Here is a 12,302-nt window from a genome sequence, read left to right as displayed (position 1 = left end):
CAGGCCGGGGCTGAGGTTTTCTTTGAAGCTGGGGGCGTGGATGAGGTTAGAAAGTTTGGTGTCGTGGGGCGGTTCCAGGTAGGGGTCGGTTTGGTACAGCCATTTGACAGTTTGCTCTAGGGCGTAGCGGGCGTAGAAGCAACTGGCGCGGGGGCTGCTGTACACCAGACCTTCGGCTTGGGTGGCGTGGCGGTGTAGATCGGGGAAGTGGGGGTGCAGGAAGGCGAAGTTGGAGGCCATGGCGCGGGGGCCGAGGGGGTGGGCACTATGCCCATAGTGCCCCATTGGCTGGGCTTGTCTTACGTTCGGGGCTGAAAATCCCGTGAACCCACCCCCTGCCCCCTCCCAAGAGGGGGTTCTGAGATCTGACCCCCTCCAGGGAGGGGGTGCTGAAAAATCCCCTCCCTGGAGGGGTGCCCGAAGGGCGGGGTGGGTTCACTGGTGTGCCGGGAAGAACCCACCCCCTGCCCCCTCCCAAGAGGGGGTTCTGAGATCTGTCCCCTCCCAAGAGGGGTTCTGAGATCTGTCCCCCTCCCAAGAGGGGATCTGTAAGAAATCCCCTCCTTGGAGGGGTGCCCGAAGGGCGGGGTGGGTTCACTGGTGTGCCCATAGAGCATTCATTCTTGCTCTGAGTCTTCAGGCTCTCCGATCGCGCTCGACTCTGGCAACACTGGACAGGTCAATCCGGTAGGTCATGCTTCCAGGGTTAGACCATGCTTTTCATTTTGCTCGGCGATGAAGTCTTCAAAGCTGGAAAAGCGGCCTTGCTCAAAGTCATCTAGGCCCTGCTGAATGCCGTCTATGGCGGCCAGAAAGTCTTCGTCGTTGAGGCTGAGGCCCAGGGTGAGGACGGCAATGGCGATGTGTTGAATGTCTTGCCCGGTGGCTTCGGCCCGTTGGCGCAGAAGGGTTTCAACTTGGGGGGGAAGTTCTAAGGTGATCGACATTGCAGTTTGTTGGGGGGATGACGGCAATTCTGGGGCGATGTCTTCAATGGTAAGCGGTACCTCTACGGTGCCGGGAGGAACCCACCCCCTGCCCCCTCCCGAGAGGGGGTTCTGAGATCTGCCCCCTCCAGGGAGGGGTGCTGAAAAATCCCCTCCTGGGAGGGGTGCCCGAAGGGCGGGGTGGGTCGGTTGCCCGCAGGACGGGGTAGGCCAACCCCTCACAGATCTCCACGGAAGGCGCGTTGGAGGAGGGAGTTAAACTCTGCATCAGATTGCTCAGTCGCCATCTGATACTTATCTCGGAGTGAAAAGTTCTTCCAAACAAGGCCAGAGAATTCTTTTTGGAATTCTATCGGAGGGATAGGAGCATACATTTCAAGAAGTTTCTTTTGAGAAACGTTCAGCATCGAGCCACTTGTACCTGTAGCCTTTCGGGTGAGTAAGCTCCGGTACTTTGGCTCGGATAGCAGAAATCTTAAGTACTCACGAGTAGCAACCTCTTTTTTTGTCTTAGAGGGTGTCTGAAAAGCTGGAATGTAGGTATGAATTAGCACGTTAGTCGCCTTAACATGACTCGAATATTGGCCACATAAATCCATGCCTCAGCGGTCTCTGGTAGGCGCTCATAGTCTTTACTCAAGCGGCGGCAAAAAGTAAACCAGCCAAATGTGCGCTCCACCACCCACCGCTTGGGTAACAGCACAAATCCCTGCGCACAGTCGGGGCGCTTGATCACCTCAATCACCCATCGAAAGCGGTCCATGATCTCTTTCATGAAATCGTTACCGCTATATCCCCCATCAACCCAAATGACACACAGGCGAGTGAACCACTGACTAACCTGATGCATTTTTTCTAGCACCTTTCGTGCGCCATCCCGCTCAGGGAGACTCGCTGCGGTAACCACAACCATCAGCACTAAACCCATTGTGTCGACCACCACGTTTCGCTTCCGACCTTTGACCTTTTTGTTTGCATCGAAGCCGACCGACTCCGAAATGTAGACATCGCTGTTCACCGACTGACTATCCATCACCGCTGCACTGGGAGACGCTTCGCGCCCCTCCGTTAACCGCACCAACTCCCGCAATCGGTGATTGATGTGTTCCCACACCCCATCATTGCGCCATTGGCGAAAATAATGGTAGACCGTTTTGGCCTTCGGGAAATCATGGGGTAAGCACCGCCACTTGGTGCTATTGTCCAGAACGTACAGAATCGCATTGACCACTTCTCGCATATCCGTGCTCCGAGGTCGTCCACCAGGCTTCGCCGGAGGAATCAAGAGAGAGAGAATATCCCATTGTTCATCAGTCAAATCGGTGGGGTAGGATAATCGCATTGCCCTCAAAAACCCTATCAAGTGTACTTACTGACTGATAGAGTAGCGTTTTTGAGGGCCTTTCTACTTCTCAGACACCCTCTTAATACTCCATATCTTGTCAGGCAAAAATATGTTTTTGCAATCCTCTTCAACCAAGCATGTCGCAGCCACCAGCTCTCTAGTGTTAGCCCTAGTAAATAGCAAGTCGCCTTTCTTTGGAACAATTGTTGGTTTTTTGAAGGGTGGCTTGCCGACATTTTTGAATTCCGTTGGGATGAATTCACCTGTTGTAACAGAGCTGATTTTTAGAACTCCCCATTCATCTTCTTTAAGCGGTTCTTCTTCTCCACCAGCACTCCAACCCGTACTAATATTTTTAATCACATCTTTCATTGACCAGATCTCCCAGCGTTTGGGGTTGGTGACGGGGTCGCCGAACATGTCGAGGAAGGCGGCGCGTAGAAGCTCCTCGGTGTATTGGATGGCCTGCTTGCGCTTGCGGCGGATGGCATCGGCTTTGTCCAGGATGGCGGCTATGCGGCGCTGCTCCGCGATCGGCGGCAGCGGAATAATCATCTTCTTGAGGTGACTAGGCCCGTAATTCTTAATTGCTGTGCCAGTAGAAGCATGTTCAATTTGTCGAATATATAAAGGTGATTTAATAAACCACTTCAAAAAGACTCTATCTAATATCTCATAATCCAGTGGTCGGAAACGTATCACACTTGTATTGAGCATCACAGGCAGATCCTGCGGACGCACCTCAGCCAATTTTCCTAGAGTTCCAGAACTTGATACAACATAGTCGCCAGCATCCAGGAGAAAGTGTTCATACTTATTATGAAACTCTTCTTCTTTCACAAACTGACAAAGTTGCTTATTGATTATGCCTTCGTCAGTTAGAGTTCTGATATTCAAAAAAGGGATGCCACTGTTCCCATACTGCCAGTTGCGAAGTCCTGGCCCTTCTTGCAAGTAAACAACATCTTTTAGAGAGACGCATTCAAACGGTGTATCGATTCTCATGAAATCCTCCCAATACCTCAAAACCTTGGCGACTGTTCCCAAACTCTCGCCGCCGCTTTCGTAGGTTGGGTGGAGCGTTAGCGTAACCCAACAAAACCGGGGGCATCTCGCTTTTGTCATCCTGTTCGCGGAGCGACTCCGAAGGAGTAACGAAACGGAGTGTAGCGAAGGATCTCAGTCCTCGCGCTAGATTGGGATTCTTCACTTCGCTATCGCTACGTTCAGAATGACATTTACAAAACTGGGACGCACCCACAAAACCGTTACTGGTGTTGGGTTTCACTCCGTTTCACCCAACCTACAAGAGAACCTTTTTTCAGGCAGAATGGAGATATATTCCACCTCTTTCAAAATACGAGGACCAATGTAGGGACTTAGGGATTCCCTGGTGACCAAATCAACATTGCGACCCAAGATTTTCTCCAAGAAAAAGCATAGATCCATAAAGTTATTGAAGGTTTTCTGTTGCGGCTCAAACTCCACCAAAATATCCACATCGCTCTGCTCGGTCATGGCATTTCTGACAAACGACCCAAACAAACCACAGCGATGAACCCCTAGCCGCTGCAAATCCTGATGATGCTCTTCAATCAGGTGAATCACCTGCTCCTTAGTCGTTACAGCCATGACCTACCCGCTAGCTTGCAAACCAATTTGTAGCCAGCCTCCACCCCTGCGATGTAGGCCCAGAAATCCTCAAGGCTCATATAAGTGGCTGCAACGATCATCGTTCCGGATCTCCCCAAGGCAGCAGTGCCAGTGTTTCCATCATCCCTACCCCGCCAAACGCATCGCCGCCGCAATGGGCAACTCAAACCGACTACTCTCCGTCATCCGCTTCGAGAAAAATAAAATCTCCAAATTTTCCACCTCCCCCGAAGTCGGATTCAAGCGAGCAATAATCTCCTCCCCCACCTCCTCCGACTCTTGCTCAGCATAGGGCAGACACGTATCGACATAGAGGATGTCGCCGATATGGTCATAGCGAAACGTCAATTTACCATCCATAGCTACTCACCTCCAGAAAGCTTGCGGGCCGTGTAAGTCGTAATCACCCAATGCCGCGACTGATCAGGTTCACTGACTGTAACCACCACCAGATAACGTCCGGTGCGAATTGTCTCAAACCATTTAGAAAAGAGCAGCGCATTTGGATCGCGACGGCTGCGTCTCACCTCATCGGGATTGGCTAGCGTTGCCGCCATTTCATTGATGTAATCCGGCAAGGTACCGGGATGGGTCTTGATGATATGTTGGGCTCTTTCATCCGTCAGCTCTACTTCACCCCCCAAGTATGGGCACGGGAACCCCTTCATCCCAACATCTCCTCCAGGGCATTCAAATCCTGGCGGATATCGTCCTCCAGCTCCCGTAGGCGCTGCAAAATCACCTTAGGCGGGTCGTACTGCACCTCCTCATACTCAATTTCCTTATAGCGGTTAATCGACAAGTCATAGCCATTGGCGGCAATCTCCTCGCGGGGCACCACAAACGCCTTAGCAGTGCGATCGCAGTTCTGGGCCGGGTCTCGCCGCTGCCACCGCTGGACAATATCCGGGATGTCGTTGGTGTCAATGGGCTGGCGCTTGTCATCCAGCGAATAGCCATCCGCCGCCATGTCATAGAACCAGACAAAATCCGTCCCCTCCTGCTGCACCCCCACCTTGGTAAACAACAGAATCGCCGTCGAAACCCCCGCATAGGGCTTAAACACCCCCGACGGCATGGAAATCACCCCGTCCAGCTTGTGCTGCTCCACCAAGATCTCGCGCATCTCCTTGTGGGCGTTAGAAGAGCCAAACAACACCCCATCCGGCACGATCACCGCTGCGCGGCCCCCCTTCTTCAGCAACCGCAAAAACAGGGCGATAAACAACAGCTCCGTCTTGGTGGTCTTGATCACCTGGCTCAGGTCTTTCGCGATCGTAGACTTCTCCACCGACCCCTTAAAGGGCGGATTTGCCAAGATCATCGTGAAGGCTTCCTCCACCCCCGCGTGGTCCTCCGAGAGGGAATCCCGCGCCTCAATCTTGGGATCCTCGATGCCGTGGAGCATCAGGTTCATGCTACCGATCCGCAGCATCGTCGCGTCGAAGTCAAAGCCGTGGAACATCTCCCGGTTGAAATGCTCCCGGTTCCCCGTCGCATTCAGCACCAGATTGCCGTCGCCATCCTTCAGGTCCCGCAGGTACTCCGCCGCCATGACCAAAAAGCCCCCCGTCCCACAGGCCGGGTCGCAGATGATATCCCGTCCGCCGGGGGCCATGAGTTGCACCATTAGCTTGATGATGTGGCGCGGGGTGCGGAACTGGCCGTTAGTGCCCGCCGTGCTCAGCTTCGAGAGCATGTATTCGTAGAGGTCGCCCTTGGTATCCCGGTCCTCCATGGGGATTTGCTCGATCTGCTGCACTACACTGGCCAGCAGGGCGGGCTGGGCAATGAGGAAGGTGGCATCCTTCATGTGGCGGGCATAGGCCGTCTCGTTGCCGAACTTGCCCATGTCCTTAATAAAGGGGAATGCCTCATCCCGGATGATCCGCAGCATTGCCTCCGAGTCATCCAGGTTCTTGAAGTGAGACCAGCGGATATGCTGCTGACGGGTGGTGAAGGTGGGGTTTTTGATCGGGCGATTGAGACGCTGGGCGCGTTTCTCCTTGGCCAACTCCAGGTCATCCAACCGCTTGATGAACAGCAGATAGGAGATCTGCTCAATCACCGACAGGGGGTTACTGATGCCGTTGTTCCAGAAGGTAGTCCAGAGTTTGTCTACCTTAGATTTCAACTCGCCAGTGATCATGGGGGCAGGGTCGCCTTAAAAGTTGCCATGGTTAGCAATGGCCGCAACGAGGCGATCCATGACCTCTGCCGCCGGTAGAGACCCCAGTTCCCCGGCGGCGCGGGTGCGGATATTCAGGGCCTGAGCTTCCTGTTCCTTAGCTCCCACCACCGCCATGACCGGGATTTTGCCCTTTTCCCCATTGCGGATAAGCTTGCCGAGGCGATCGCCGCTGGTATCCACCATGGCCCGGATGTCCTGGGCCACCATCTGGGCCGCGATCTGCTGGGCATAGCCCAACTGCTCATCGGTGACCGGCAACAGGCGAATCTGCTCCGGGGCCAACCACAGGGGGAAGTCCCCCGCATATTCCTCAATCAGAATACCGATTAGCCGTTCTAGAGAACCAAAGGGAGCCCGGTGAATCATCACCGGACGCTGGCGGCTGCCATCCTCCGCCACATATTCCAGCTCAAAGCGCTCCGGCAGGTTGTAATCCACCTGCACCGTGCCCAACTGCCATTCCCGGTCTAGGGCATCCCGAAAAATAAAGTCCAGCTTTGGTCCGTAGAAAGCCGCTTCGCCGATCCCCTCAAAAGAATTCATCCCTAGGGTCTCCACCGCCCGTCGGATAGCCCCTTCGGCCTTTTCCCACGCCTCATCTGAGCCGATATACTTGTCGGACTCCGGATCCCGAAAGCTCAGCCGCGCCTTGAAGGCATCCCCCAATTGCAGCGCCTTGAACACCGATTGGATCAGATCCACCACCTTTAGAAACTCGTCATCCAACTGGTCGGGGGTGACAAACAGGTGGGCATCGTCCTGGGTAAAGCCCCGCACCCGCGTTAAGCCCCCCAATTCCCCTGATTGCTCATAGCGATATACCGTGCCAAATTCCGCCAGCCGCAGGGGCAGTTCCCGATAGGATCGCAGGGCGGATTTATAGATCTGGATGTGGAAGGGGCAGTTCATGGCCTTGAGGACAAACCCGTCCTCTTCCGAGTCCCCCATCATAGGGAACAGATCTTCCCGGTATTTTTGCCAATGGCCGGAGGTCTTGAACAGATCCACACGGGCAATGTGGGGGGTGACTACCGGCTGGTAACCCCGCTTTACCTGCTCCTTTTTCAAAAAGTCCTCTAGGGTGGAGCGGATCATGGTTCCCTTCGGGGTCCACAGGGGTAGCCCTGGCCCCACCTCGTCGCTAAAAACAAACAGTCCCAGTTCCTTGCCCAGCTTGCGGTGGTCCCGGCGCTTGGCTTCCTCCCGACGGCGCTTGTACTCCGTCAACTGCTCCGGGGTTTCCCAGGCGGTGCCGTAGATACGCTGGAGTTGGGTGCGGCTGGAGTCTCCCCGCCAATAGGCTCCGGCGACACTCTCTAGGTCAAAGGCTTTGGGGTTCAGATCTTTGGTGGTAGCGACGTGGGGGCCAGCGCAGAGATCCCACCAGTCTTCCCCCAGGTGATAGAGGGTGATGGGGTCTTGTAGACCCTCTAGAATCTCTAATTTGTAGGGTTCCCCTAGGGCGGCGATGCGGCGCTGGGCTTCCTCGCGGCTGACCTCTTCCCGCAGGACGGGAAGACCCTTGTTGATGATCTTGATCATCTCTTTTTTGATCTTCTTGAGATCCGCTTCGGTGAAGGGTTCGGGATGATCAAAGTCGTAGTAAAAGCCGTAGTCGATCCAGGGACCGATGGTGACCTGAGCCTTGGGGAACAACCGCTGCACCGCCATCGCCATGACATGGGAAAAGGTGTGGCGAATGCGCTTGAGATCCTCTGACTCGCTGGTGCGGGGCAGTAGGATTTTTTCAGACGGTTGTTCAGACTGTTCGGGGGACACGCCTACGGAAGCCATCGGTTGCAGTTAGCCAACAAGAGTTCAGGTGTTCATCCTATCAATTGGATGGGGAAGTTATGGCAGGCCGACTAAACTAACCCGCGTTAGCGAAGCGATTCGTAGAACTGGCGGGTTATAACCCTTTGGGTATGCTGCGCTAGTGGCTGTATTAGTTGGGGTTAAATTTTGAGGATCTTCGACCCGTCAAAATTTTCTTGGCAGACCACTAGGGCAATAGGCGATCGCGATCTTGGGCTGTGGGCATTCGGCAGGCGGAATGGGTGCCGAGCCAGCGATAGCGGTTGCGGGCGACCCAACGGTATAAGCCATTGCGAAGGGGCCGAGGCATGAGACGGCCCAGCTTGGCTAGGGACCAAATGCCTCCCAATCGCTCACAAATTTTGATCACCGCTTCCGACTGTTCGTGGGCTCCTTGGTGGTCGAGGTAGACAATGGACCAGGAGGCGGGATTCGGCGGCAGGGGGGGGAGGAGCCGTTGGGCAGTTTCCCCTTGGAGAGGGGCTAGGCGCATCCGAACTTTAGGATCTAGGCGAATGAGGAGGTCTACAAAACCATTGCAGAGGACACAAATCCCATCAAAAAAAACGATGGGAATGGTGAGATCCTGGGGATCCTGGTGAAGGTCACCGTCTCGGGTTGAAGCGGAGTGCACCATGGTTTAGCGTCACTGGGGTTGGCGTTCTTTATCCAGCATCATTTGCTCTATCTAGCATCACTCTCTATCGCCACTTTCTCTAGGGTCACTTATTGAGATAGGCCAGGGTCAGTCCAAGATGAGTCGCGGCTAGAGTCAGGAGTTGAGCCTTATTCTCTGAGAAGGTTTGGGGCTCGGCCCATTGGCAGGCGACGATCGCACTTACGGTGTCTTGAAACACTACGGGGGCAATCATAAGAGCCTGGACCCCTGCTGCTTGGTACTGCTCTGCCCTGGCATTGCCAGTGGTAGATTCTAGGGTTTGGGAAGCTTTTTGTGCGATCGCAGCTTCTGCCAAGGGATCATCCTTAAGCAAGTCTGCTGTCCCCTGTCCCGAGGTGCCAGAGGGACCAGCTAGCCCATCGCCGCTCAACCGATAGAGGACGCAGCCACTGGCCCCTAGCGCCTCTTGAACCGCCGCTGCTAGGGACGGTAGGGCAGTTTCCAGACTGGTAGCAGCGGCAGCCCCCTGGGTTAGATGCGTTACTAACTGGGCTTGGGCTTGGGCCTGCTCAATGGCATCGCCCCGCTGCTTCAGAATCTCATAGGTTTCCGCCGCCCGCTGAACGACCCGCTTCAGCGCATCGGGATCCCAGGGCTTAGTGATGTAGCGGTAGACCTGCCCCGCGTTGATCGCATCCACCAAGTCCTCCACATCGGTGAAGCCCGTGAGGATTATGCGGACTGTATCGGGAAACTCGGGCACGGTTTTGCTGAGAAACTCCGTTCCCTTCATCTCCGGCATTCGCTGGTCCGAGATGATCACCGCCACCTCACCCTGCTCCTTCAGGATTTTGAGAGCCTCTTGGCCGCTCTCTGCCCGCAGCACATTGAACTCACGGCGAAAGGTGCGGTATAGCAGATCCAAGTTGTCGGGCTCGTCGTCCACGACCAACATGCGGGACTTATTGACTTTGCGAGAACGGGTAGACGAAGCAGTCATGCTCATGGCGGCACAGAAGAAAAGTCAACGAGTGCAATTGATGCGGAGCTATTCAGCAATAGTCCACCAACGCTGTTTAGCGTACCCATCCCAACTGGAAATAGCACGAGCAAGCTAGGGGTTTTGCCCTTGGTTAGGCTGTAAGCCTTCTACAGGCAAATAATGAGCCGCCCCGGACAAAGGATTGTCCCCTAGCTCCCTTGACTCAGCTCAATCACATTACCGTCTGGGTCTTGGGTAAACAGGGCAGATCGTCCCGATGTGCTCATTCGTACAGGATACCCTGCCGTGATCAGACGGGCTTTGAAAACTGCTAAATTCTCCACCGCCAATGCCAGGTGGGGATTACGTCCCCAGTTGTCTGGCTGAGGGCAGGGAGTCTGCCATCCCGCCGCCACAATTAGGTGAATCTGAAAGCCTCCCACCTGATACCACTGACCGGGAAAGGAGAGAGGACGCGGCGCAGGGGGCAAGCCTAGTATGGTGCCGTAGAATTCCTCGGCCCGTGCCAAGTCCCTGACTAAAATCGCCCCATGGAGCGCCCCTAGAATCCTTGTCATGTCCTGATCATCCTGATCCGTGAAAGTGGGATCCGTAAAAATTGGATCCCCATATTTGACTTGGAAGGTTACAGAGAACGAACCTACTGACTGCTGGCTTTCTCCCTTCGGGAGACGCTAAAGCGAACGACTCCGCTCAGCCAGCAGTCAGTAGGTTCTTACCGTTCCCTAGCCCCTGTGGGGGCGGGGTGTCAGCAATTATCCCGAACTTGAGGTTATTCCAACAAATCCCCGGTTTCCTGCAAGGTGTGTAGGCGGTGATAGAGACCATTTTGACTCAGGAGAGCCTCATGGCTGCCCACCTCCAGAATCTGCCCCTGGTCTAGAACCACGATCAGGTCGGCGTCGCGCACGGTACTGAGGCGGTGGGCGATGATCAGCGTCGTGCGAGTGCCGAGGATGTTACCCATAGCCAGTTGGATAGCCCGCTCGGATTCGTAGTCCAGACTGGAGGTGGCCTCGTCGAAGACCAGCACGTCGGGATCCATCAGTAGGGCGCGGGCGATGCCTAGGCGCTGGCGCTGTCCTCCGGAGAGCCGCACGCCCCGTTCCCCGACTACGGTGTAGTATCCCCGAGGCATCTGACGGACAAATTCATCCACCCGCGCAATTTGACAGGCGGATTCAATCTGGGCCGGGGAGACGCTGGGGTTACCGTAGGTGAGGTTGTCTAGGAGGGTGCCGTTGAACACGTCTACCTCTTGGTGAACGATGGCTAGTCGTCGCCGATAGCCGGTGATGTCCAACTGCCGCAGGTCGGTGCCGTCCAGTAGAATCCGGCCCTGTTGGGGCTCGAAGTAGCGGAACAGGAGCTTCACCAGGGTGGATTTGCCGGAACCTGAGCGGCCTACTAAGGCCACAGTCTGCTTGGGATGGATTAGTAGGTCGATGTTTTGCAGGACGGGGCGATCGCGATCGTAGCCAAAGGTTACGCCTTCAAAATGCACTTTGCCGGTGAATTGATAGGCCGCGATCGCATTGGTTTCCGCTACGCTAGCCGCTTCAATGCCCGTCGGCAATTGCAGAAACTCATGGAACCGCAGCATGGAGGCATAGCGGCGGGCAAAGATTTCCGCCAGGTTGCTGATGGGCTCTAGCTCCGCGTAGGCCATGCTGGATACCGTCAAGGTGGTGACAAAATGCCCCAGGGAAATGTGTCCCTGGAGGGTCGCGATCAGCGTCAGCACCAGCACCCCAAAGACACAACTCTGGATCACCACCCTTTGCAGGGTCAGAAGCTGGACATAGCCCCGGTGGATCACCTTTTCCACTAGGGTCAGCTCCCGCTGGAGACGGCGACGCTGGCGGGTGAGTTCACTCTGTTCCGTGGCAAAGGCTTTGACGGTTTTGATGTTGGTGACGATTTCCGAGGTGCGACTCTCGGTGGTTTCCATGTAGCGATCGAGGGTTTCTTCCTTGCGGTTGAGGCGCACCAAGTCCCGCATACTGTAGGCCAAGATCACGATGAAGGAAACCAAAAAGGCCAGGGCAATGGGCCAAGCAATCAGGCAGATGATGGCAAAAATGCCCAGCACCCGCACCATCTTGGGAATCATCTGTCCCGCAATTTCGGGGTAGGTCCAGGTGTGGTTGGATAGACCCCGCGCCACCCGGCCCGCAATCCGGCCTGGATTGTGTTCGTCGTAGAACCCCAGGGGAAGACTCAGGAGCTTTTTCATCACCTGTTCGGCGTGGTCGCGGCGGCTGCGGAGGGCGATGTCCCAGTGAAACCAGACCCCCAGCCAGGGTTCGATGGGAGCCCGAGCCACGGTGACAAGGAACACCAGTCCCAACAGCACCACCAGGGTCAGGGATCGAGTCACCTCTAGCCCCGTTATTTCCCCTAAACCTGCCACTAAAACTTGCAGCCCCCGATCCACGGGCTGATAGGACAACACGTTCAGCACTTGACCAATGGCATAGGGGACCATCAGGTCCACCAGCTCAAAGAAGCTGCTGGCGACAATGCTAAAAACCGCGATCGCGCTGTAGTTTTTGTAGTATTTAATTACGTCTGCAAACTGCGCCATAACTCCAACCCCGAGAAAAACACCGGGATAACGTGAATAGGGCCACTATATACTACATATACTACTTTGTGCTACGCCTTGGCCACCCGCAAACTGGGCAGGGCGGGTTTTGAGACTCTCATTCTGGATTTCCCGGCCAACA

12 protein-coding genes are annotated in these 12,302 nt (G+C 55.2%); all 12 read right to left on the bottom strand.

Annotation, left to right across the window (positions count from 1 at the left end):
- Positions 1-692 precede the first annotated feature (692 nt).
- A complete protein-coding gene (locus LEP6406_RS0201755; RefSeq protein ID WP_008315172.1) occupies positions 693-947 on the bottom strand; it encodes a hypothetical protein in 255 nt (84 codons plus the stop codon).
- 547 nt (positions 948-1,494) lie between these two features.
- Entirely contained in the window at positions 1,495-2,289 is a 795-nt protein-coding gene (locus LEP6406_RS0201745; RefSeq protein ID WP_027268711.1) for an IS5 family transposase, read from the bottom strand.
- 63 nt (positions 2,290-2,352) lie between these two features.
- A complete protein-coding gene (locus LEP6406_RS26230; protein WP_008308256.1) occupies positions 2,353-3,297 on the bottom strand; it encodes a restriction endonuclease subunit S in 945 nt (314 codons plus the stop codon).
- Between the two features lie 279 nt (positions 3,298-3,576).
- Positions 3,577-3,924: a nucleotidyltransferase family protein gene (locus LEP6406_RS26225; protein WP_008308258.1), complete on the bottom strand. Its 348-nt coding sequence runs from the start codon at positions 3,922-3,924 to the stop codon at positions 3,577-3,579.
- Positions 3,925-4,071: 147 nt separating this feature from the next.
- Complete coding sequence (locus LEP6406_RS0201725; protein ID WP_008308262.1) at positions 4,072-4,305, bottom strand: DUF2283 domain-containing protein; 234 nt, start codon at positions 4,303-4,305, stop codon at positions 4,072-4,074.
- 2 nt (positions 4,306-4,307) lie between these two features.
- Positions 4,308-4,613 (bottom strand): hypothetical protein, encoded by a 306-nt coding sequence (locus LEP6406_RS0201720; protein ID WP_008308264.1) that lies wholly within the window; start codon positions 4,611-4,613, stop codon positions 4,308-4,310.
- Positions 4,610-6,094, bottom strand: coding sequence for a type I restriction-modification system subunit M (locus LEP6406_RS0201715; protein WP_008308266.1), 1,485 nt, complete (start codon positions 6,092-6,094; stop codon positions 4,610-4,612). Before LEP6406_RS0201715 ends, LEP6406_RS0201720 begins: the two co-directional genes overlap by 4 nt.
- Before the next feature lie 15 nt (positions 6,095-6,109).
- Positions 6,110-7,930, bottom strand: coding sequence for a threonine--tRNA ligase (thrS, locus tag LEP6406_RS0201710; protein ID WP_008308268.1), 1,821 nt, complete (start codon positions 7,928-7,930; stop codon positions 6,110-6,112).
- 208 nt (positions 7,931-8,138) lie between these two features.
- Complete coding sequence (locus tag LEP6406_RS0201705) at positions 8,139-8,588, bottom strand: thiol-disulfide oxidoreductase DCC family protein (RefSeq protein ID WP_008308270.1); 450 nt, start codon at positions 8,586-8,588, stop codon at positions 8,139-8,141.
- Positions 8,589-8,673: 85 nt separating this feature from the next.
- Positions 8,674-9,570: a response regulator gene (locus tag LEP6406_RS0201700; protein ID WP_202807561.1), complete on the bottom strand. Its 897-nt coding sequence runs from the start codon at positions 9,568-9,570 to the stop codon at positions 8,674-8,676.
- A gap of 191 nt (positions 9,571-9,761) precedes the next feature.
- Positions 9,762-10,130, bottom strand: a complete 369-nt coding sequence (locus LEP6406_RS0201695) for a VOC family protein (protein ID WP_008308275.1) — start codon at positions 10,128-10,130, stop codon at positions 9,762-9,764.
- Between the two features lie 215 nt (positions 10,131-10,345).
- The gene (locus tag LEP6406_RS0201690) at positions 10,346-12,160 is read right to left on the bottom strand and encodes an ABC transporter ATP-binding protein (protein ID WP_008308277.1); all 1,815 of its coding nucleotides are present in this window, start codon (positions 12,158-12,160) and stop codon (positions 10,346-10,348) included.
- Positions 12,161-12,302: the final 142 nt, after the last annotated feature.

The sequence above is a fragment of the Leptolyngbya sp. PCC 6406 genome (assembly GCF_000332095.2).
GTDB lineage: Bacteria > Cyanobacteriota > Cyanobacteriia > Phormidesmidales > Phormidesmidaceae > PCC-6406.
The sequence above is the reverse complement of the archived record's forward strand: the minus strand, read 5'-3'. Positions and strand labels throughout refer to the sequence as shown.

What these genes read in the sequence shown, in the direction of transcription:
- LEP6406_RS0201700 (WP_202807561.1), bottom strand. Translation starts at nt 9,570, where the DNA reads ATGACTGCTTCGTCTACCCGTTCTCGCAAAGTCAATAAGTCCCGCATG.
- LEP6406_RS0201720 (WP_008308264.1), bottom strand. Translation starts at nt 4,613, where the DNA reads ATGAAGGGGTTCCCGTGCCCATACTTGGGGGGTGAAGTAGAGCTGACG.
- LEP6406_RS0201745 (WP_027268711.1), bottom strand. Translation starts at nt 2,289, where the DNA reads ATGCGATTATCCTACCCCACCGATTTGACTGATGAACAATGGGATATT.
- thrS (WP_008308268.1), bottom strand. Translation starts at nt 7,930, where the DNA reads ATGGCTTCCGTAGGCGTGTCCCCCGAACAGTCTGAACAACCGTCTGAA.
- LEP6406_RS26230 (WP_008308256.1), bottom strand. Translation starts at nt 3,297, where the DNA reads ATGAGAATCGATACACCGTTTGAATGCGTCTCTCTAAAAGATGTTGTT.
- LEP6406_RS0201725 (WP_008308262.1), bottom strand. Translation starts at nt 4,305, where the DNA reads ATGGATGGTAAATTGACGTTTCGCTATGACCATATCGGCGACATCCTC.
- LEP6406_RS0201695 (WP_008308275.1), bottom strand. Translation starts at nt 10,130, where the DNA reads ATGACAAGGATTCTAGGGGCGCTCCATGGGGCGATTTTAGTCAGGGAC.
- LEP6406_RS26225 (WP_008308258.1), bottom strand. Translation starts at nt 3,924, where the DNA reads ATGGCTGTAACGACTAAGGAGCAGGTGATTCACCTGATTGAAGAGCAT.
- LEP6406_RS0201705 (WP_008308270.1), bottom strand. Translation starts at nt 8,588, where the DNA reads ATGGTGCACTCCGCTTCAACCCGAGACGGTGACCTTCACCAGGATCCC.
- LEP6406_RS0201690 (WP_008308277.1), bottom strand. Translation starts at nt 12,160, where the DNA reads ATGGCGCAGTTTGCAGACGTAATTAAATACTACAAAAACTACAGCGCG.
- LEP6406_RS0201715 (WP_008308266.1), bottom strand. Translation starts at nt 6,094, where the DNA reads ATGATCACTGGCGAGTTGAAATCTAAGGTAGACAAACTCTGGACTACC.
- LEP6406_RS0201755 (WP_008315172.1), bottom strand. Translation starts at nt 947, where the DNA reads ATGTCGATCACCTTAGAACTTCCCCCCCAAGTTGAAACCCTTCTGCGC.